Below are 19,107 nucleotides of genomic sequence, written 5' to 3' on the forward strand. Positions count from 1 at the left end.
TTACAGCTTCATCAGGCTGGCGTCGTCGACGGACGCCGAGTGGCGGGTACGGAACAGCGACACGATGATCGCGAGGCCCACCACGACCTCGGCGGCGGCGACGACCATCGTGAAGAACGCGATGATCTGCCCGTCGAGGTTGCCGTGCATCCGGGAGAAGGTCACGAAGGCGAGGTTGCAGGCGTTGAGCATGAGCTCGACGCACATGAACAGCACGATCGCGTTCTTCCGGACCAGGACTCCGGCCGCGCCGATGGTGAAGAGCAGGGCGGCCAGGTAGAGGTAGTTGACCGGGTTCACTTCGAGGCCTCCTCACGGCCGAGCCGCTCCGACGACCGCTGCTCCAGGGCCTTCAGGTCGTCCAGCGCCTTGGCGGAGACGTCCCTGATCTGGCCGCGGGCGCGCAGCGTCTGGTTGACGGTGAGCTCGGAGGGGGTGCCGTCCGGCAGCAGGCCCGCGACGTCCACGGCGTTGTGCCGGGCGTAGACGCCGGGTGCGGGCAGCGGCGGGAGCTGCACGCCCTCGCGTACGCGGCGCTCGGCGAGCTCGCGCTGGGTGGCGGCCCGCTCGGTGCGCTCGCGGTGGGTGAGCACCATCGCGCCGACGGCCGCCGTGATCAGCAGGGCGCCGGTGATCTCGAAGGCGAACACGTACTTGGTGAAGATGAGCGCGGCCAGGCCCTCGACGTGCCCGCCGGAGTTGACCCGGCCGAGTCCGTTGAAGTGGGTGAGCCGGGCGTTGGCGAGGCCGGCGATCAGCAGGACGCCGAAGCCGAGGCCGCACAGGACGGCCAGCCAGCGCTGTCCCTTGATGGTCTCGGTCAGCGAGTCCGCGGCGGTGACGCCGACGAGCATGACGACGAAGAGGAAGAGCATCATGATCGCGCCGGTGTAGACGACGACCTGGACGATGCCGAGGAAGTACGCCCCGTTGGCGAGGTAGAAGACCGCCAGGATGATCATCGTCCCGGCCAGGCTCAGGGCGCTGTGCACGGCCTTCTTCATCAGGATCGTGGACAGCGCGCCGATGACGGCGACCGTGCCGAGGACCCAGAACTGCACGGCCTCACCGGTGGAGGTGAGGGTGGCGGCTGCGGCGATGGCGCTCACGCCCCCACCCCCTCGGGAGCGTCCTCGGGGGCGACCTCGCCCTTCGACACGGCGACCTGGCGGACCGTGCCGGGGGCCGCCCCGGTCACCAGTCCGCGGTAGTAGTCCGTGTCCTCGGTGCCCGGGAAGATCGAGTGCGGAGCCTCGACCATGCCCTCGGTCAGCCCGGAGAGCAGCTGCTCCTTGGTGTAGATGAGCGCTTCGCGGCTGGAGTCGGCCAGTTCGAACTCGTTCGTCATGGTCAGCGCCCTGGTCGGGCACGCCTCGACGCACAGCCCGCACAGGATGCAGCGGGCGTAGTTGATCTGGTAGACCCGGCCGTACCGCTCACCCGGGGAGTAGCGCTCCTCCTCGGTGTTGTCCGCGCCCTCGACGTAGATCGCGTCGGCGGGACAGGCCCAGGCGCACAGCTCGCACCCGATGCACTTCTCCAGACCGTCCGGGTGGCGGTTGAGCTGGTGCCGCCCGTGGAAGCGGGGAGCGGTGGTCTTCTGCTGCTCCGGGTACTGCTCGGTGAGGCGCTTCTTGAACATGGCCTTGAAGGTCACGCCGAAGCCGGCCACCGGGTTCTGCCAGCTCTCGCCCTGCTCGGCGTCAGACTTGTCAGACATCTCTCAAGCCTCCTCTCGGTCACTGTCAGTATTCGCCGCACCACTGACAATGAGCTCCTGCTCACTGCGGGGCCGCCTGCGCGGTACGGGTGCCAGGTGCTGGCCGGGCTTGGGCGGTACGGGGAATCCGCCCGCCAGCGGGTCGAAGGGCTGCTCGGAGGCGGCGTGTTCGGCGTCCGCGAGGGCCGCCTTCTCCTTCTTGTCGCGGAAGAGGTCCGCGACGAAGGACAGCAGCAGGATCGCGATGACCCCGCCGCCGACGTAGAGCACGATCTCCTGGAAGTCGTAGTTCTCGTTGCGCAGCGCCCGGACGGTGGCGACCAGCATCAGCCACACCACGGAGACCGGGATCAGCACCTTCCAGCCGAGCTTCATCAGCTGGTCGTAGCGCACGCGCGGGAGCGTGCCGCGCAGCCAGATGAAGAAGAACAGCAGCAGCTGGACCTTGATCACGAACCAGAGCATCGGCCACCAGCCGTGGTTGGCGCCCTCCCAGTACGTGGAGATCGGCGCCGGGGCCCGCCAGCCGCCCAGGAAGAGGGTGACCGAGACCGCCGAGACGGTGACCATGTTGACGTACTCGGCCAGCATGAACAGCGCGAACTTGATGGAGGAGTACTCGGTGTTGAAGCCGCCGACCAGGTCGCCCTCGGACTCCGGCATGTCGAAGGGGGCGCGGTTCGTCTCGCCGACCATCGTGATGACGTAGATGATGAAGGAGACCGGGAGCAGGATGATGTACCAGCGGTCCGCCTGCGCCTCCACGATCTTCGAGGTCGACATCGACCCGGAGTAGAGGAAGACCGAGGCGAAGGCCGCGCCCATCGCGATCTCGTACGAGATCATCTGCGCGCAGGAGCGCAGGCCGCCGAGGAGCGGGTACGTGGAACCCGAGGACCAGCCGGCCAGCACGATGCCGTAGATGCCGACCGAGGCCACCGCGAGGATGTAGAGCATCGCGATCGGCAGGTCGGTCAGCTGCATCGTGGTGCGCTGGCCGAAGATGGAGACCTCGTTGCCCGAGGGGCCGAAGGGGATCACCGCGATGGCCATGAAAGCCGGGATCGCCGCGATGATCGGGGCCAGGACGAAGACGACCTTGTCGGCCCGCTTGACGATCAGGTCTTCCTTCAGCATGAGCTTCACGCCGTCGGCGAGCGACTGGAGCATGCCCCAGGGGCCGTGCCGGTTCGGGCCGATGCGCAGCTGCATCCAGGCGACGACCTTGCGCTCCCACACGATGGAGAAGAGCACGGTCACCATCAGGAAGGCGAAGCAGAACACCGCCTTGACGACGACGAGCCACCAGACGTCCCTGCCGAACAGGGAGAGGTCTTCGGCGGCGATCTGAACGGTGTTCACGCGCCCACCTCCGCAGGGGAGTCGCTGGTGTCGGCGGGGGTGGCCGGGCCGATGCGGACCAGGGCCCCCGGTCGGGCTCCGGTGTCGGCGAGGACCCCGGAGCCGGTGGAGTTCATCGGGAGCCAGACCACCCGGTCGGGCATCTCGGTGATGCGCAGCGGCAGTTCCACGGAGCCGGCCGGGCCGGTCACCGCGAGGACGTCGCCGTTCTTGACGCCGGTCTCGGCGGCCGTGGCGGCCGACAGGCGGGCGCTGGCCTCGTGCCGGGTACCGGCCAGGGCCTCGTCGCCGTCCTGCAGGAGGCCCTGGTCGAGGAGGAGCCGGTGGCCCGCGAGGACCGCCTCTCCCGCGCCCGGCCGGGGCAGCGGCGCGGTGTCCGCGGACTGTTCGGCGGCGCGCTCCCCGGCCCACTGGCCGAGCCGGTCGATCTCGCGGCGCACCGCGTGTACGTCGGCCAGCGCGACGGGCCGGTCGGCGGCGTCGGCCAGCATGTGCAGCACGCGGGAGTCGGCGGGGGCGAGCCGGCGGGTCATCTGCTCGGGCTTGAGCGCGGCCTCGAACGGCCGGACCCTGCCCTCCCAGTTGATGAACGCGCCCGGCTTCTCGGCGGCGGCGGCGACCGGGAAGACCACGTCCGCGTGGTCGGTGACCTCGCTGGGCCGCAGTTCCAGCGAGACCACGAAGGCCTCCTGGAGCGCGACCCGGGCGCGGGCCGGGTCCGGCAGGTCGGTGAGCTCGACGCCCGCGACCAGCAGGGCGGAGAGTTCCCGGGTGGCGGCGGCCTCGACGATCTGGCCGGTGTCGCGCCCGTAGCGGTGCGGGAGCTCCTCCAGGCCCCACGCGGCGGCGACCTCGTCGCGGGCGCGCGGGTCGGTGGCCGGGCGGCCGCCCGGCAGCAGGGACGGCAGCGCGCCCGCCTCGACGGCGGCCCGCTCCCCGGCCCGGCGCGGGATCCACACCAGGTGGGCGCCGGTCGCGGCGGCCGCCCGTACGGCCGCGGTCAGCGCGCCGGGGACGCCCGCGAGGCGCTCCCCCACGACGATGACCGCGCCGGGCAGGCGCAGCGCTTCGGCGGCGGCGTGGCCGCCGTCCTCCAGGCCCGTCTGCGAGGCGAGGGCGTTCAGCCACTCGGGCTCGGTGCCGGGGGCGGCGGCCAGCAGGGTGCCGCCCGCCTTCTCCAGGCCGCGCGTGGCGAACGGGGCGAGGGCGAAGGTCCGCTGCTTGTGCTTGCGGTGGGCCTTGCGCAGCCGCAGGAAGACCCCGGGGGCCTCCTCCTCGGCCTCGATGCCGACGAGGAGCACGGCCGGGGCCGCCTCCAGCGAGGCGTTGGTGACTCCGCTGCCGTCGAGGTCCTTGCCGGTGCCGGCGACGGAGGCGGCCAGGAACTCGGCCTCCTCGGCGCTGTGCACCCGGGCCCGGAAGTCGATGTCGTTGGTGTCGAGCACGACCCGGGCGAACTTGGCGTACGCGTAGGCGTCCTCGACGGTGAGGCGGCCGCCGGTCAGCACTCCGGCCCGGCCGCGCGCGGCGGCCAGTCCCCTGGCGGCGGCCTCGAGTGCCTCGGGCCAGCTGGCCGGGGCGAGGATCCCGTCGCCGCCGCGCACCAGCGGGGTGGTGAGCCGGTCGGGGCGCTGCGCGTAGCGGAACCCGAAGCGGCCCTTGTCGCAGATCCACTCCTCGTTGACCTCGGGGTCCTCCGCGGCCATCCGGCGCAGCACCTTGCCGCGGCGGTGGTCGGTCCGGGTCGCGCAGCCGCCCGCGCAGTGCTCGCACACGCTCGGGGAGGAGACGAGGTCGAAGGGGCGGGAGCGGAACCGGTAGGCGGCCGAGGTGAGGGCGCCGACCGGGCAGATCTGGATGGTGTTGCCGGAGAAGTACGACTCGAAGGGGTCGCCCTCGCCGGTGCCGACCTGCTGGAGCGCGCCGCGTTCGAGCAGTTCGATCATCGGGTCGCCGGCGATCTCGTTGGAGAAGCGGGTGCAGCGCGCGCACAGCACGCACCGCTCGCGGTCCAGGAGCACCTGCGTGGAGATCGGTACCGGCTTCTCGTAGGTGCGCTTCCTGCCCTCGAAACGCGATTCGGCGTTTCCGTGGGACATGGCCTGGTTCTGCAGGGGGCACTCGCCGCCCTTGTCGCAGACCGGGCAGTCCAGCGGGTGGTTGATGAGCAGCAGCTCCATCACCCCGCGCTGGGCCTTGTCCGCGACCTCGGAGGTCAGCTGGGTCTTGACGACCATGCCGTCGGTGCAGGTGATGGTGCAGGAGGCCATCGGCTTGCGCTGGCCCTCGACCTCGACGATGCACTGGCGGCAGGCGCCGGCCGGGGAGAGGAGGGGGTGGTCGCAGAACCGGGGGATCTCGATGCCGAGCTGTTCGGCGGCCCGGATGACCAGGGTTCCCTTGGGGACCGACAGTTCGATGCCGTCGATGGTCAGGGAGATCTGGTCCACCGGGGGAACCGCCGCTTCCCCGCCGCCGGAGGCCGCTGTGGTGGTCACGGTCATGCGGTCACCTCCGTGTCGGCCCAGAGGGTCGACTTCTTGGGGTCGAAGGGGCAGCCCTTGCCCGTGATGTGCTGCTCGTACTCCGCGCGGAAGTACTTGAGCGAGGAGAAGATGGGGCTGGCCGCACCGTCACCGAGCGCGCAGAACGACTTGCCGTTGATGTTGTCGGCGATGTCGTTCAGCTTGTCGAGGTCGGACATGACGCCCTTGCCCGCTTCGATGTCGCGCAGCAGCTGGACCAGCCAGTACGTGCCTTCGCGGCACGGGGTGCACTTGCCGCAGGACTCGTGGGCGTAGAACTCGGTCCAGCGGGTCACCGCCCGCACCACGCAGGTCGTCTCGTCGAAGCACTGCAGGGCCTTGGTGCCGAGCATGGATCCGGCGGCGCCGACTCCCTCGTAGTCCAGCGGGACGTCGAGGTGCTCCTCGGTGAACATGGGGGTGGAGGAGCCGCCGGGGGTCCAGAACTTCAGCCGGTGCCCGGGCCGCATGCCGCCGCTCATGTCGAGCAGCTGGCGCAGGGTGATGCCGAGCGGGGCCTCGTACTGGCCGGGGCCGACCACGTGGCCCGACAGCGAGTACAGCGTGAAACCGGGGGACTTCTCGGTCCCCATCGACTTGAACCAGTCCTTGCCCTTGTTCAGGATCGCGGGAACCGAGGCGATGGATTCGACGTTGTTGACGACAGTGGGGCACGCGTAGAGCCCCTCGACGGCAGGGAAGGGAGGACGCAGCCGGGGCTGACCGCGTCGGCCTTCGAGGGAGTCCAGGAGGGCCGTTTCCTCGCCGCAGATGTACGCGCCCGCTCCCGCGTGCACCGTGATGTCGAGCTTCAGCCCGCTCCCGAGGATGTCTTCCCCGAGGTAGCCGGCCTCGTACGCCTCGCGCACCGCCTCGTGCAGGCGCCGCAGTACCGGCACGGTCTCGCCGCGCAGGTAGATGAAGGCGTGCTCCGACCGGATCGCGTAACAGGCAATGATCATTCCCTCGATGAGGGAGTGCGGATTGGCGAAGAGGAGGGGGATGTCCTTGCAGGTTCCCGGCTCCGACTCGTCCGCGTTCACGACGAGGTAGTGCGGCTTTCCGTCGCCCTGCGGGATGAACTGCCACTTCATTCCGGTGGGGAAGCCCGCGCCACCGCGGCCGCGCAGGCCCGAGTCCTTCACGTAGGCGATGAGGTCGTCCGGGGTCATGGCCAGGGCCTTGCGCAGGCCCTCGTAGCCCTCGTGACGCCGGTAGGTCTCCAGCGTCCACGAGTTCGGCTCGTCCCAGAACGCCGACAGCACGGGCGCCAGCAGCTTCTCCGGGCTGGTGCCGTTCTCATGCGTCTCAGCGGTCACCGTCATCACTCCCCTCCTCGGTAGTGGCCTCGGCACGCTGGTGCACGACCTTGCCGAGCTGCGGGGACTCTCCGCGCGCGATGCGCAGGCCGATCAGGGACGCGTGTCCGGCGCCGCCGCTCGCCTCGACCGCGCCCTCGCGCTCGTCCGGGAAGCCGGCCAGGATCCGCGCGGTGTCCTTGTACGTACAGAGCGGGGCGCCCCGGGTCGGTGCGACGGGGCGGCCGGCCAGCAGGTCGTCCACCATGGCCTTGGCGGACTCGGGGGTCTGGTTGTCGAAGAACTCCCAGTTGACCATCACCACGGGGGCGTAGTCGCAGGCCGCGTTGCACTCGATGTGCTCGAGGGTGACCTTGCCGTCGGGGGTGGTCTCGTTGTTGCCGACCCCGAGGTGCTCCTTGAGCTCGTCGAAGATGGCGTCGCCGCCCATGACCGCGCACAGGGTGTTCGTGCAGACCCCGACCTGGTAGTCGCCCGAGGGCTTGCGCCGGTACATCGTGTAGAAGGTCGCCACCGCCGTGACCTCGGCCGTCGTCAGGCCCAGCACGTCGGCGCAGAACCGGATGCCGGTGCGCGAGACGTAGCCCTCCTGCGACTGCGTCAGGTGCAGCAGCGGGAGCAGCGCCGAGCGGCTGTCGGGGTAGCGGGCGATGACCTCGGCGGCGTCGGCCGCCAGCCGCTCGCGCACCTCGGCCGGGTAGTCGGGGGCGGGCAGCTGGGGCATTCCCAGCGAGATGTCGGTCATCGGTCGACGCCTCCCATCACGGGGTCGATGGAGGCGACGGCCACGATGACGTCGGCGACCTGGCCGCCCTCGCACATCGCCGCCATGGCCTGCAGGTTGGTGAAGGACGGGTCGCGGAAGTGGACCCGGTAGGGGCGGGTCCCGCCGTCGGAGACCACGTGGACGCCGAGTTCTCCCTTGGGGGACTCGACGGCCGCGTACGCCTGGCCGGCCGGTACCCGGAAGCCCTCGGTCACCAGCTTGAAGTGGTGGATGAGGGACTCCATGGAGGTGCCCATGATCTGCTTGATGTGGTCGAGGGAGTTGCCGAGCCCGTCGGGGCCCATGGCGAGCTGCGCCGGCCAGGCGATCTTCTTGTCGGCGACCATGACCGGTCCCGGTGCCAGCCGGTCCAGGCACTGCTCGACGATCCGCAGCGACTGGCGCATCTCCTCCAGGCGGATCAGGAAGCGCCCGTAGGAGTCGCAGGACTCGGTGGTCGGTACGTCGAACTCGTAGTTCTCGTAGCCGCAGTACGGGTCCGACTTGCGCAGGTCGTGCGGCAGGCCGGCGGAGCGCAGGACCGGGCCGGTGGCGCCGAGCGCCATGCAGCCGGTGAGGTCGAGGTAGCCGACGTCCTGCATGCGGGCCTTGAAGATGGGGTTGCCGGTGGCGAGCTTGTCGTACTCCGGCAGGTTCTTCTTCATGGTCTTCACGAACTCGCGGAGCTGGTCGACCGCGCCCGGGGGCAGGTCCTGCGCGAGGCCGCCGGGGCGGATGAACGCGTGGTTCATGCGCAGTCCGGTGATCAGCTCGAAGACGTCGAGGATCAGCTCGCGGTCGCGGAACCCGTAGATCATGATCGTGGTCGCGCCCAGCTCCATGCCGCCGGTGGCGATGCACACCAGGTGGGAGGAGAGCCGGTTGAGCTCCATCAGCAGGACGCGGATGGCGGTGGCGCGGTCCGGGATCTGGTCGGTGATGCCGAGCAGCTTCTCCACGCCCAGGCAGTACGCCGTCTCGTTGAAGAACGGCGTCAGGTAGTCCATGCGCGTGACGAAGGTGGTGCCCTGCGTCCAGTTCCGGAATTCGAGGTTCTTCTCGATGCCGGTGTGGAGGTAGCCGATGCCGCAGCGGGCCTCGGTGACCGTCTCGCCGTCGATCTCCAGGATCAGGCGGAGCACCCCGTGGGTGGAAGGGTGCTGGGGGCCCATGTTGACGATGATGCGCTCGTCGTCCGCGCGGGCCGCGGACTGGACGACCTCGTCCCAGTCGCCGCCGGTGACGGTGTAGACGGTGCCCTCGGTGGTCTCGCGTGCGGAGGCGTGGTTTTCTGCGTGATTCGAGGTTGGGGACATCAGCTGTACGACCTCCGCTGGTCAGGAGCCGGGATCTGGGCGCCCTTGTACTCGATGGCGATGCCGCCGAGCGGGTAGTCCTTGCGCTGCGGGAAGCCCTGCCAGTCGTCCGGCATCATGATCCGGGTGAGGGCCGGGTGCCCGTCGAAGACCAGGCCGAAGAAGTCGTACGTCTCGCGCTCGTGCCAGTCGTTGGTCGGGTAGACCGAGACGACCGAGGGGACGTGCGGGTCGGCGTCCGGGGCGGACACCTCCAGCCGCAGGATCCGGCCGTGGGTGAGCGAGCGCAGGTGGTAGACCGCGTGCAGCTCGCGGCCCTTGTCGTCGGGGAAGTGCACCCCGCTGACCCCCGTGCACAGTTCGAAGCGCAGGGCCGGGTCGTCGCGCAGGGTCCTCGCGACGCGCAGGAGGTGCTCGCGGGCGATGTGGAGGGTCAGCTCCGCCCGGTCGACGACGACCTTCTCGATCGCGTTCTCCGGAAGCAGGTCCTGCTCCTCCAGCGCCCCCTCCAGCTCGTCGACGACCTCGTCGAAGTACGAGCCGTACGGGCGGGCGCTCGCGCCGGGCAGGGCCACGGTGCGCACGAGGCCGCCGTAGCCGCTGGTGTCGCCGCCGCCGGCGGCACCGAACATGCCCTTGCGGACGCCGATCACCTCGGGGCCGGCCGCGCCGCGGGGCGCGGGCACGTTATTGCCATCGCTGGCGTGGGGGCCGTTCTCCACGGCCGGGTCCTCGCTCACCGCAGGAGCCCCTTCATCTCAATGGTGGGGAGCGCCTTGAGGGCCGCCTCCTCCGCCTCGCGGGCCGCCTCTTCCCGGTTCACGCCGAGCTTCGATCCCTGGATCTTCTGGTGGAGCTTGAGGATCGCGTCGAGCAGCATCTCGGGGCGGGGCGGGCAGCCCGGCAGGTAGATGTCCACCGGGACGATGTGGTCAACGCCCTGGACGATCGCGTAGTTGTTGAACATTCCGCCCGAAGACGCACAAACACCCATAGAAATGACCCACTTGGGAGCGGGCATCTGGTCGTACACCTGCCGCAGCACCGGCGCCATCTTCTGGCTGACCCGGCCCGCGACGATCATCAGGTCGGCCTGGCGCGGGGATCCGCGGAAGACCTCCATGCCGAAGCGGGCCAGGTCGTACCGGCCCGCTCCGGTGGTCATCATCTCGATGGCGCAGCAGGCCAGGCCGAAGGTCGCGGGGAAGACGGACGCCTTGCGCACCCACCCCGCGGCCTGTTCGACGGTGGTCAGCAGAAAGCCGCTCGGCAGCTTCTCTTCCAGTCCCATGGAAATTCAGCCCCTCAGTCCCATTCCAGGCCGCCGCGGCGCCATACGTAGGCGTAGGCGACGAAGACGGTGAGCACGAAGAGGAGCATCTCGACGAGCCCGAAGATCCCCAGCGAGTCGAAGGTGACCGCCCAGGGGTAGAGGAAGACAACCTCGATGTCGAAGACGATGAAGAGCATCGCCGTCAGGTAGTACTTGATGGGGAAGCGGCCGCCGCCGGCCGGCATGGGAGTGGGCTCGATGCCGCACTCGTACGCTTCAAGTTTTGCCCGGTTGTACCGTTTTGGGCCGATCAGCGTGGCCATGACCACGGAGAAGATCGCAAACCCTGCGCCGAGGGCGCCGAGCACGAGGATGGGCGCGTACGCATTCACGCTCCTCGCTCCTTCCAGTCGTCCTTGACCGTTGGACCGCTGTGCCGGCGCCATGCGCCCCGCCTCGCATGTGAGGCAGTTCACAAGCCGGACTGGTGCGCATCTTATGCCTGCCCGTCTGTGATCTGCGACACGGGTTACAACAACGAGTTTGTGATCTCCACCACCTGACGAACGATCATGAAGTCCGATGAGTGGTGATCTTCATACGCGAAGCATCCACATGATCACCAAAGGTGACATCCGACCCTTCAGCCGCAGGTGGAGGGCCTGTTGCACTATCAAATCGTGGCTACTGCACGCAAATTGGCTAGCTTGGTGCGCGTGATGATAAAGGGATCGCCGTCCCCCGCCCGGGGGACGGCGCGCGTACGGGAGTGGACGCGTGCATCCGTTCACTAAGTCGGGGCGGGGCCGGGACGCGAGGTGCCGCGACGGGGGGCCTCCGCGGGGGCGGGCCGACGCCCGCGGCGGGGCGCGGACCCGGCGGCGACCGTTCGCCGACCCGGCGGCAGCCGTTCGGCAACCCGGCGGTGAGCTCACGGTCGGGTCACAGGACGGCCACGGCGTCCGCATGGCGTGACTGCTCTGTGACCTGCGCCACTCCGGATTCGCGGCGACGAAAGGGGGCTTGGCCATCTGTCGGGGTGGATGGTAGGCCGTGGATCAATTCGGACTTATTGCGGAAAACCCATGATCACAGCCTTGTGAGCGGACGCCTGATTTGCCCGTTACGGCGTCAATAAGGGTTTCGACGCGCCCGGTTCGCCCGGTTCGCGCGCAACTGTGGCGCAGACCACGTTTCTTGAAGGGAACCGCAACCCCCTGATAGCGGTTGTACCCATGTCCCTCACCGCTCACATACCCAGCCACCGGAAGCCCCGCCGCAGCGCCTCGAAGCTCGCGGTCCGCGCCGGAGTTGCCGGTGGCGTCCTCAGCACCCTGGCCATGGCCGGCACGGCGAGTGCCACCCCGTCCTCCGAGACGGCGCCCGAGACCACTCTCGAGATGCCGGTCCTCAACCTGGACCTGAGTGCCGAGGTCACCTCGGCCGTGGCCAAGGCCGCGGAGAACACCCGTGCCGCCGCCGTCGACGGCGAGGTCAACGCCCTGGAGGAGACCGCCCGCACGGGCGCCGCCGCCGAGGCGAAGCAGGCCAAGGCCGACGCCCAGCAGAAGGCCGACGCCGAGCAGAAGTCGAAGCAGGAGGCGGACCGCAAGGCCGAGGCCGAGCGCGCCAACCGCAGCTCCTCCCGCACCACGCTCGAAGGCAAGTCCTCCTCCGGGGGCTCCTCCTCCACCGGCTCCTCGCAGGGTTCGGGCACCGTCACCGCCCCGGCGACCGGCTCCGCCGCCGCCATCGTGAACTTCGCCCGCGCGCAGGTCGGCAAGGCGTACGTCTCCGGCGGCACCGGCCCGTCCTCGTTCGACTGCTCGGGCCTCGTCCAGGCCGCGTACCGCCAGGCCGGCATCTCCCTGCCGCGCGTCTCCCAGGCGCAGTCCTCGGCCGGCACCTCGGTCTCCCTGAGCGCCCTCCAGCCGGGCGACATCCTGTACTGGGGCTCCAGGGGCAGCGCGTACCACGTCGCCATCTACGTCGGCGGCGGCAAGTTCGTCGGCGCGCAGAACTCCAGCACCGGCATCGTCGAGCGCTCCCTGAGCTACGACAAGCCGACGGGCGCCGTCCGCGTCCTCTGATCCACCCTCCGGTCCTTCCCCAGACCGGATCGGACCGTCCGTCACGGATGCGTCCCCGTCGTCCCGAGCCGCTCTCGGTGACGCGCGAAAGGCCGGTACTCCCCCGCTCGGGGGTGGAGTACCGGCCTTTCTGTCGTCCAGGGGGCTCCCTGGGGCCCCTGAGGGCCCTCCTGGAGCCGTCCGGGAGCCCTCGGGGGCTCGGCCCGGGCTCCCCGCTGGCTCCCCGCGAGCGCGCCGTCAGTCGAGGAACGTCGCCGACGTGATCCGGTTCTTGAAGTTGGCGCTGGCGTTGCCGACGTAGCCGGGGGGAAGCGATCCGACGTACCCGCCGAGGTTCGGGTCGGTACCGACCTTCCAGGTGTACGTGTCCCGGTTCCGGTAGGACGCGGTGTCGTCGTTCGTCACCCGGTTCATGCCGGCACAACCCTCCGGCCCCTTGAAGAGGTCGTTGTAGAAGTTCCAGTCCGAAGACATCAGGTCGAAGACACAGCCACCGCTGTTGGAGTTGTAGTAAAGGCCGAACTCGCTGGTTTCCAGATAACCGTCCCGCTCCGTGTTGGCAGCCGCAGATCCGGCCGTCACCAGGAGAAATGCACCCACCGATACCGCGGTGGCGCAGCCGGCGACGAGACTGCGAAGGGGCTTGGACATTGCGGATTCCTCCATCTCCAGGGAATTGATTCCGGCCGGGATTAAACCTTCCGGGACACTTCCGGACAAGCTACTTCTCAGCTGATCAGGCCACAACCACCTTGGCCCGTAGCGTCCTTGCCGGGTTTCCCCGAGCCCGCCTAGCATCTCCGGCGCGCTCCGCCCCTCCCCCACGGGGCCGCGCCCATCCATTCCGCCGGCCGCAAGGGAAACCACCTCGTGCGTGTACGCGAAATATCCGCTTTACTCCTCATGTGCATCCCACTGACCGGATGCGGAGGGAGCGGAAAAGCCGAGGGGAAGCCCAACGGGAGGGCCACACCCGGGCTTACCGCCGGCCCCACGGCGATGTCCTCCCTGGCCGCGGCGGACATTCCGTTCTACAAGTGCATGGAACAGCACGGATTGACGCTCGGTTACGGGGACGACGGCGCACCCCACGTGGAGGACAAGGAGAATCCGGTGTTCGGGGAGGCGCAGAAGGCGTGCGCACCGCTCGAACCCTCACGGGCCCCCGTGCGGGCGACCACCGAGGAACTCGCCGCCGCGCGCCGGGCGTCCGCGTGCATGCGGGAGCACGGCGTCTCCTGGTACCCGGACCCGGATCCGGTCACGGGCGAGGTGCTGTACCAGGAGCCCGGCGGCACCGCCGAGCAGTGGCAGACGCTCAGACGGGACCACCGCGACGCGATCCGGGCGTGCTCGCCCCGGCCGCAGGGGCAGTGAACCGGGGGCCGGGGGGCCAGGTCCAGAGTGCTGAGCCGGGGGCCGGGGCGGTGGGTGACCCGAGCGGTCAGACCAGTGAGGCCGCGAGCTTGAAGCGCGCGTCGCGCTGCTTCTTGTACTGGGCGAGGGTCTCGGCGTGCTCCTCGACCAGCTGCTGCTGGTAGGCCGCCTCGGCGGCCGCCCAGATCCCGACGAGGTTCACCTCGCGCTTGCACGTCACGTCCTGGGTGGCGACCGCGATCGCCTTGGCGCCGCCCTTGTCCTCCTCCAGGCCCAGCTTCTCGATCACCTCGTACGGAGTGGCCACTCCCCCGTAACCGCCCTTGCCCATGCAGTCGGACCAGCCCCGCAGAGCCGCGACCACCCGGGAGTCCTCCTGGGCGCGGCTGTGCGCCTGGGAGGCCAGGCCGAAGGAGAAGAGCAGGTCGACGCTGCCCTTGGCGGGCGCGTACAGCTTGCGGTACCCCTCCCGCAGGCAGCCGCCGGCCGGCACCTTCTGCCCGCCGATCTCGACCCCGCTGTCCGCCTCGTCGGCCTCTTCCTGACTCAGCGGATCCGGGCCGGCCGGTGCGCTCTCCCCCGGCCGGGTACCGAACAGCACGGCCGACGCGCTCTCGCTGAGCTGCGGCGGAGCCGGCTTCGGGGGACGCGGCACCCCGGAGTCGCCGTCGTAGCCGTAGGCCGCCGCGTGCTCGGGGTCCGCCTCGCCGAACAGGTCCCGGTGCCGGTCGCCTTCCGCTGCGCCGCCCGCCGCGGGCCGCTTCGCCGGTGCCTCGTAGGTGAACCCGTACCGCGCCATGCACTGCTCGGTCAGCCTGGCCTGTACCGCGTCCATCTTGCGGACCTCGGCGTCCGAGTCCGTGTACGCGTCCATCGGGAGGGAGATGGACGAGGTGGCGGGGTTCGTCGCGACGGGCCCGAGGGCGGGCTCGGCGCCGCCCTTCCCGTTCCCGCCGCCGTTCCCGCCGCCGTCCGAGCAGCCCGCCAGCAGTACGGCCGTCGCCGCCAGCAGGGCGGTCGCCAGGGCCTGGTGGTACGGGGAGGGAGACATCGGTGATTCCTTCGGGATGCGGGGCAATTCCGGTTGTTGCCGTTCGGATTCGGGCCGTCATTGTCGGCGGCGGAGACGGAACTCGAACCGCTCCAGATTCAAGCCGATTCACCATGCCCGGACAAGCCGCATTCTCGGCCTCCGAACAGTCAAGTAGGCGTGCTGAGACTTGGGTTGTGACCCGGCAAAACACTCTCTAGGATCGCCAGGCGCGTTCGCACGTCATCTCGTCTCCGCGGCGCCCGCATCCATCCCATATCGAGGGAAGCACCCTCTATGCCTAAGCATGTGCCCTTCATACCCGTGGTCGTGGCGCCCGCGTTCGCGCTCGCGCTCGGCGCGTGCTCCGGCGGCGGCGCGCCCAAGGTGAGCGGCAGCCTCCCGCACACCGAGGAGGAAATCGCCCACTACGACGGCTTCGGGGACAACGGGGTGGCCATTGCCCACACCGATTGCGGCGTGCCCCGTGTGGAGAAGGACGACGAGGCCGCGAAGAGAAGCAGGCCCGAGCGGGGCTCCAACGGCGACACCGCCCTCGGCGGGTGAGTGGGCTGCGGGACGTCGTGGCGGATACGGGTGCGGGTGCGGCGGATGCGGGCCTGCCGGACGCGGGCGTCGCGGACGCGGGCGTCGCGGACGCGGGCGTCGCGGACGCGGGCGTCACGGACGCGGGCGTCACGGACGCGGGCGTCGCGGACGCGGGCGTCACGGACGCGGGCGTCACGGACCCGGACGTCGCGGACCCGGACGTCGCGGCAGATGCGGACGTCGCGGAGGTGATCGGCCGCGGGCAGGACGGTGACGACGGCGCGCGGTACTCCAGCGGTCTCGCGCGCGGGCGGCGCGTGGTGATCGGGGTCGTCGCCGGGGCCGCGCTCATGGCCGTCGGGGGGTTGCTGGCCACCACCCTGGTGAAGTCGCCCGCGCAGGTGGCCGCCGAGACCGGGCCGCCCGCGCAGGGGGCGCTGACCGCGGCGGTCGAGCGGCGGGTGCTCGCGCAGAAGGTGGTGATGCGCGGGACCGTGGTCGCCGACCAGAGCGTCGAGGTGGCCCCGCAGCCCCGCTCCGGTGAGGGCGCGGGCCCGCCCGTGGTGACCAAACTGCCCCTGCGGGCGGGGGACTCGGTCACGGCCGGGCAGCTGCTCGCGGAGGTGTCCGGGCGGCCCGTGTTCCCCCTCAGGGGGACCCTGCCCGTCTACCGCGACCTGAAGCCCGGGGCCACCGGCGACGACGTGGCGCAGTTGCAGCAGGCGCTGCGGGAACTCGGGCACGGCACCGGCGGTGACCCGAAGGGCGTGTTCGGGTCCGGTACGAAGAGTGCCCTCGCCGCGCGTTACAAGGCCATCGGCTACGACCCGCTGCCCGCGGTGGCGGGCGGTGCGCAGGTGCTCAAGGCCGCGCGGGAGACCGTACGGTCCGCCGAGTGGGCCGTGGAGGACGCCGAAGCCGGGGCCAGGGCCGCCGCCAGGACCGGGGGCGGGGCCGGGGCCGGGCCGGCCGCCACCCCCGGCCCCTCCGCCTCCCCGGGCGCAACGGGTACGTCAGGCGGCGGGAAGGGCACCGACGGCGCCGACGGCGGAACGGGTGCGCCGGGTCGCTCCGGCGACTCGGCCCGGGTCCTCGCGCGCGCCCGCCAGGCACTCGCCGACGCCCGGGCCGGGCTGACGGCGGCGGAGGCCGCCGACGGGCCGATGCTGCCCGCCTCCGAGACCGTGTTCCTCGGCTCCTTCCCGGCCAGGGTCAGTTCCGTCGGCGGCCGTGTCGGCGGCCCCGTCTCCGGGTCGGTGCTCACGCTGTCCGCCGGGGAACTGGTCGTCGAGGCCTACCTCAAGGAGGACAAGAAGCAGCTGCTGCGCGCGGGCATGACCGTGGTGGTCTCCTCCGAGGTGGCGGGCACCGACGCCCGGGGCAAGGTGGCCCTGGTGGCCACCGAGCGGTCCACCGGCCGGCAGTCCGAGCAGAACGGCCAGGGCGGCCAAGGAGGTCAGGGCGGCCAGGGCGGCGCCCCCGGCAAGGCCGGCGGGGCCGGCGCCGCCGATCCCGGCTACCGGATGCTGGTCCGCGCCGACCAGCCGCTGCCCGCCGCCTTCGCCGGGCAGGACGTCCGGCTGACCATCGAGTCCGCCGCCACCGACGGCGAGGCCCTCGTGGTCCCGGTCACCGCCGTCTCCGCGAGCCCCGACGGCCAGACCCTCGTCACGGCGGTCTCCGCCGACGGCACTCAGCGGCGCATCCCGGTCCGCACCGGCACCAGCGGCGACGGCTACGTGGCCGTGACCCCGGTCCGGGCCGACGCCCTCGCGGTCGGCACCAAGGTCGTCATCGGCGCCGCCCGCAAGGGGACCGGCACATGAGGTTCCCCCGGCCGCGCCGTGCCCGGGAGAACGGGGAGCCGGAGCCCGGCACCCCCGTGATCGAGTTCCGCGGGGTCGGCCTCACCTATCCCGGGCCACCGCCCGTCGAAGCCCTGCACCCGTGCGGGCTGACCGTCCGGCGCGGCGAGTTCATCACCATCGTCGGCCCGTCCGGCTCCGGGAAGTCCACCTTCCTCAACGTCGCCGGACTGCTCGACTCCCCCACCAGCGGCCGCTACCTCCTCGACGGGATCGACACCTCCGCGCTCCCCGACCGGGAACGCACCGCCCTGCGCGGCCGCCGGATCGGCTTCGTCTTCCAGTCCTTCCACCTGCTGCCCCACCGGTCCGCCCTGGAGAACATCACCCTCGCCATGCTCTACACCGGAACACCGCGCGCGCAGCGCCTCGTACGGGCCCGCGAGGCGCTGGAGCAGGTCGGTCTCGGGCACCGGGCCGGCGCCGTGCCCGGGCGGCTGTCCGGCGGCGAACGCCAGCGCGTGGCCATCGCCCGCGCCCTCGTCGGACGCCCCTCGCTCCTGCTGTGCGACGAGCCCACCGGCAACCTCGACTCCGCCAACGCCGCCTCCGTACTGGGGCTGCTCGACGAACTGCACGGCTCCGGGATGACCGTCCTCGTCATCACCCACGACCCCGGGGTGGCCCGGCGCGGCGCCCGGACCGTCACCATCCGCGACGGGCGGCTGCGTACGTGAGCACCGTCCGGCCGACCCGGCTCTCCGTACGCGACGCGCTCGCCGAGGCCGTCGCCGGCATGCTGCGCCGCCCCGGCCGGGCCGTGCTCACCGCCCTGGGCACCGTCCTGGGGGTCGGCAGCTTCGTGGCCGTGCTGGGCCTCACCGCCACCATCTCCTCGCAGATCGACGGCCGGTTCAACGTCCTGACGGCCACCGAGGTGACCGTCGAGGACGTGGCCGGCCAGCAGAGCGAGTTCGCCGGACCCGTGTTCACCGCCGATGCCGAGCAGCGGCTGCGCGCCGTCGCCGGCATCGAGCACGCCGGGGTGCTGTGGACGGTACGGCTGGACTCGCGCACCACCCTGGGCTCCCTGCCGTCGGGCGGCGGCTCCACCGGCGGCGCGTCCACCACCGGCACGTCCGTCGTCGCCGCCTCCCCCGGGGCCGTGGCCGCCCTCGTGCCCACCCTCCGGGAGGGCCGTCTCTACGACGAGTTCTCCGAGCGGAGCCGGCAGCGCGTGGTGGTCATCGGCGGCGGGCTCGCGGACCGCCTCGGCATCACCACCCTGGCCACCCGGCCCGCGCTCTACATCGGCCAGGAGGCCTTCACCGTCGCGGGGATCATCTCCGACGTGCGGCGCAAGCCGGAGAACCTGCTGTCGGTGCTCGTGCCCCGGGCCACCGCCGAGGAGCTGTGGGGGCAGCCCTCGCCCGGCACCGCGTCCATGCTGATCGCCACCGAGCTCGGCGCCGCCCGCCAGGTCGCCGAGCTCGCCCCGCTGGCGCTGCGCCCCGACCACCCCGAGTACCTCAAGGCCGTACCACCGCCCGACCCGCGGCTGCTGCGCTCCGGCGTCACCTCCGACCTGAGCGCGCTGTTCCTGCTGCTCGCCGGGATCTGCCTGGTCATCGGCGCGGTCGGGATCGCCAACACCACGCTCGTCGCCGTCCTGGAGCGCACCGGTGAGATCGGGCTGCGCCGCGCGCTCGGCGCCCGGGGGCGGCACGTGTCGGCCCAGTTCCTCACCGAGTCCGCGGCACTGGGCGCGCTGGGCGGCCTCGTGGGCACCTCGCTCGGCGAACTCACCGTGGTCGCCGTGTCCCTGGCGCGCCACTGGACGCCGGTGATCCATCCGCTGACGGTCGCCGCCGCTCCGCTCGCGGGGCTGCTGACCGGTCTGCTCGCGGGGCTCCATCCCGCTTGGCGGGCAGCCCGTGTCGAACCGGCCGAAGCCCTGCGAAGATAGCCCGGGCGA

Annotated in this window: 19 protein-coding genes; 6 read left to right on the plus strand and 13 right to left on the minus strand. The window is 71.1% G+C overall.

All coding sequences use genetic code 11. The features are described from left to right. From nuoK to OG904_RS11665, 11 genes are read right to left on the minus strand one after another with little or no spacing between them, the layout of a single operon-like run. Entirely contained in the window at positions 1 to 300 is a 300-nt protein-coding gene (gene nuoK / locus OG904_RS11615; protein WP_351051749.1) for an NADH-quinone oxidoreductase subunit NuoK, read from the minus strand. Next, positions 297 to 1,109, minus strand: coding sequence for an NADH-quinone oxidoreductase subunit J (locus OG904_RS11620; protein ID WP_405489983.1), 813 nt, complete (start codon positions 1,107 to 1,109; stop codon positions 297 to 299). The genes nuoK and OG904_RS11620 overlap by 4 nt, the downstream gene beginning before the upstream one ends. Continuing rightward, on the minus strand, positions 1,106 to 1,720 hold the full coding sequence (gene nuoI, locus OG904_RS11625; protein WP_405489985.1) for an NADH-quinone oxidoreductase subunit NuoI: 615 nt from the start codon (positions 1,718 to 1,720) through the stop codon (positions 1,106 to 1,108). Before nuoI ends, OG904_RS11620 begins: the two co-directional genes overlap by 4 nt. A 3-nt stretch (positions 1,721 to 1,723) precedes the next feature. Next, complete coding sequence (gene nuoH, locus OG904_RS11630) at positions 1,724 to 3,082, minus strand: NADH-quinone oxidoreductase subunit NuoH (RefSeq protein ID WP_405489987.1); 1,359 nt, start codon at positions 3,080 to 3,082, stop codon at positions 1,724 to 1,726. Beyond that, a complete protein-coding gene (locus OG904_RS11635; protein WP_405489989.1) occupies positions 3,079 to 5,586 on the minus strand; it encodes an NADH-quinone oxidoreductase subunit G in 2,508 nt (835 codons plus the stop codon). Before OG904_RS11635 ends, nuoH begins: the two co-directional genes overlap by 4 nt. Further along, complete coding sequence (gene nuoF / locus OG904_RS11640) at positions 5,583 to 6,932, minus strand: NADH-quinone oxidoreductase subunit NuoF (protein WP_405489991.1); 1,350 nt, start codon at positions 6,930 to 6,932, stop codon at positions 5,583 to 5,585. The genes OG904_RS11635 and nuoF overlap by 4 nt, the downstream gene beginning before the upstream one ends. Then, the gene (gene nuoE / locus OG904_RS11645) at positions 6,916 to 7,671 is read right to left on the minus strand and encodes an NADH-quinone oxidoreductase subunit NuoE (protein ID WP_405489993.1); all 756 of its coding nucleotides are present in this window, start codon (positions 7,669 to 7,671) and stop codon (positions 6,916 to 6,918) included. The genes nuoF and nuoE overlap by 17 nt, the downstream gene beginning before the upstream one ends. Then, complete coding sequence (locus OG904_RS11650; RefSeq protein WP_405489995.1) at positions 7,668 to 9,008, minus strand: NADH-quinone oxidoreductase subunit D; 1,341 nt, start codon at positions 9,006 to 9,008, stop codon at positions 7,668 to 7,670. Before OG904_RS11650 ends, nuoE begins: the two co-directional genes overlap by 4 nt. After that, a complete protein-coding gene (locus OG904_RS11655; RefSeq protein WP_405489997.1) occupies positions 9,008 to 9,748 on the minus strand; it encodes an NADH-quinone oxidoreductase subunit C in 741 nt (246 codons plus the stop codon). Before OG904_RS11655 ends, OG904_RS11650 begins: the two co-directional genes overlap by 1 nt. After that, positions 9,745 to 10,299, minus strand: a complete 555-nt coding sequence (locus OG904_RS11660; protein WP_328300246.1) for an NADH-quinone oxidoreductase subunit B family protein — start codon at positions 10,297 to 10,299, stop codon at positions 9,745 to 9,747. The genes OG904_RS11655 and OG904_RS11660 overlap by 4 nt, the downstream gene beginning before the upstream one ends. A gap of 14 nt (positions 10,300 to 10,313) precedes the next feature. Next, a complete protein-coding gene (locus OG904_RS11665) occupies positions 10,314 to 10,673 on the minus strand; it encodes an NADH-quinone oxidoreductase subunit A (protein ID WP_030010013.1) in 360 nt (119 codons plus the stop codon). 843 nt (positions 10,674 to 11,516) lie between these two features. Between OG904_RS11665 and OG904_RS11670 the strand changes: the two genes are divergently transcribed. After that, positions 11,517 to 12,371 (plus strand): C40 family peptidase, encoded by an 855-nt coding sequence (locus OG904_RS11670; RefSeq protein WP_405489999.1) that lies wholly within the window; start codon positions 11,517 to 11,519, stop codon positions 12,369 to 12,371. A 237-nt stretch (positions 12,372 to 12,608) separates the two neighbouring features. On the opposite strand, the gene OG904_RS11675 is transcribed toward OG904_RS11670, so the two are convergent. Then, positions 12,609 to 13,022, minus strand: a complete 414-nt coding sequence (locus OG904_RS11675; RefSeq protein WP_405490001.1) for a hypothetical protein — start codon at positions 13,020 to 13,022, stop codon at positions 12,609 to 12,611. Positions 13,023 to 13,370: 348 nt separating this feature from the next. Between OG904_RS11675 and OG904_RS11680 the strand changes: the two genes are divergently transcribed. Beyond that, the gene (locus OG904_RS11680) at positions 13,371 to 13,748 is read left to right on the plus strand and encodes a hypothetical protein (protein ID WP_405490003.1); all 378 of its coding nucleotides are present in this window, start codon (positions 13,371 to 13,373) and stop codon (positions 13,746 to 13,748) included. A gap of 67 nt (positions 13,749 to 13,815) precedes the next feature. Here OG904_RS11680 and OG904_RS11685 read toward each other — a convergent pair whose 3' ends face one another. Further along, the gene (locus tag OG904_RS11685) at positions 13,816 to 14,799 is read right to left on the minus strand and encodes a hypothetical protein (RefSeq protein ID WP_405490005.1); all 984 of its coding nucleotides are present in this window, start codon (positions 14,797 to 14,799) and stop codon (positions 13,816 to 13,818) included. A 276-nt stretch (positions 14,800 to 15,075) separates the two neighbouring features. Between OG904_RS11685 and OG904_RS11690 the strand changes: the two genes are divergently transcribed. The 4 genes from OG904_RS11690 to OG904_RS11705 are packed head-to-tail and all read left to right on the plus strand — an operon-like array spanning position 15,076 to position 19,098. Further along, positions 15,076 to 15,345: a hypothetical protein gene (locus OG904_RS11690; RefSeq protein ID WP_405490007.1), complete on the plus strand. Its 270-nt coding sequence runs from the start codon at positions 15,076 to 15,078 to the stop codon at positions 15,343 to 15,345. Further along, entirely contained in the window at positions 15,342 to 17,153 is a 1,812-nt protein-coding gene (locus OG904_RS11695; RefSeq protein ID WP_405490009.1) for a peptidoglycan-binding protein, read from the plus strand. Before OG904_RS11690 ends, OG904_RS11695 begins: the two co-directional genes overlap by 4 nt. Then, positions 17,150 to 17,869, plus strand: coding sequence for an ABC transporter ATP-binding protein (locus OG904_RS11700; protein ID WP_405490011.1), 720 nt, complete (start codon positions 17,150 to 17,152; stop codon positions 17,867 to 17,869). The genes OG904_RS11695 and OG904_RS11700 overlap by 4 nt, the downstream gene beginning before the upstream one ends. Next, positions 17,866 to 19,098, plus strand: coding sequence for an ABC transporter permease (locus OG904_RS11705; RefSeq protein ID WP_405490013.1), 1,233 nt, complete (start codon positions 17,866 to 17,868; stop codon positions 19,096 to 19,098). The genes OG904_RS11700 and OG904_RS11705 overlap by 4 nt, the downstream gene beginning before the upstream one ends. The last annotated feature ends 9 nt before the right edge of the window (positions 19,099 to 19,107 follow it).

Source organism: Streptomyces sp. NBC_00096, from assembly GCF_045041305.1.
Taxonomy (GTDB): Bacteria; Actinomycetota; Actinomycetes; order Streptomycetales; family Streptomycetaceae; genus Streptomyces.

What these genes read in the sequence shown, in the direction of transcription:
- nuoI (WP_405489985.1), bottom strand. Translation starts at nt 1,720, where the DNA reads ATGTCTGACAAGTCTGACGCCGAGCAGGGCGAGAGCTGGCAGAACCCG.
- OG904_RS11635 (WP_405489989.1), bottom strand. Translation starts at nt 5,586, where the DNA reads ATGACCGTGACCACCACAGCGGCCTCCGGCGGCGGGGAAGCGGCGGTT.
- nuoF (WP_405489991.1), bottom strand. Translation starts at nt 6,932, where the DNA reads ATGACGGTGACCGCTGAGACGCATGAGAACGGCACCAGCCCGGAGAAG.
- nuoE (WP_405489993.1), bottom strand. Translation starts at nt 7,671, where the DNA reads ATGACCGACATCTCGCTGGGAATGCCCCAGCTGCCCGCCCCCGACTAC.
- OG904_RS11650 (WP_405489995.1), bottom strand. Translation starts at nt 9,008, where the DNA reads ATGTCCCCAACCTCGAATCACGCAGAAAACCACGCCTCCGCACGCGAG.
- OG904_RS11660 (WP_328300246.1), bottom strand. Translation starts at nt 10,299, where the DNA reads ATGGGACTGGAAGAGAAGCTGCCGAGCGGCTTTCTGCTGACCACCGTC.
- OG904_RS11670 (WP_405489999.1), top strand. Translation starts at nt 11,517, where the DNA reads ATGTCCCTCACCGCTCACATACCCAGCCACCGGAAGCCCCGCCGCAGC.
- OG904_RS11675 (WP_405490001.1), bottom strand. Translation starts at nt 13,022, where the DNA reads ATGTCCAAGCCCCTTCGCAGTCTCGTCGCCGGCTGCGCCACCGCGGTA.
- OG904_RS11680 (WP_405490003.1), top strand. Translation starts at nt 13,371, where the DNA reads ATGTCCTCCCTGGCCGCGGCGGACATTCCGTTCTACAAGTGCATGGAA.
- OG904_RS11685 (WP_405490005.1), bottom strand. Translation starts at nt 14,799, where the DNA reads ATGTCTCCCTCCCCGTACCACCAGGCCCTGGCGACCGCCCTGCTGGCG.
- OG904_RS11690 (WP_405490007.1), top strand. Translation starts at nt 15,076, where the DNA reads ATGCCTAAGCATGTGCCCTTCATACCCGTGGTCGTGGCGCCCGCGTTC.
- OG904_RS11700 (WP_405490011.1), top strand. Translation starts at nt 17,150, where the DNA reads ATGAGGTTCCCCCGGCCGCGCCGTGCCCGGGAGAACGGGGAGCCGGAG.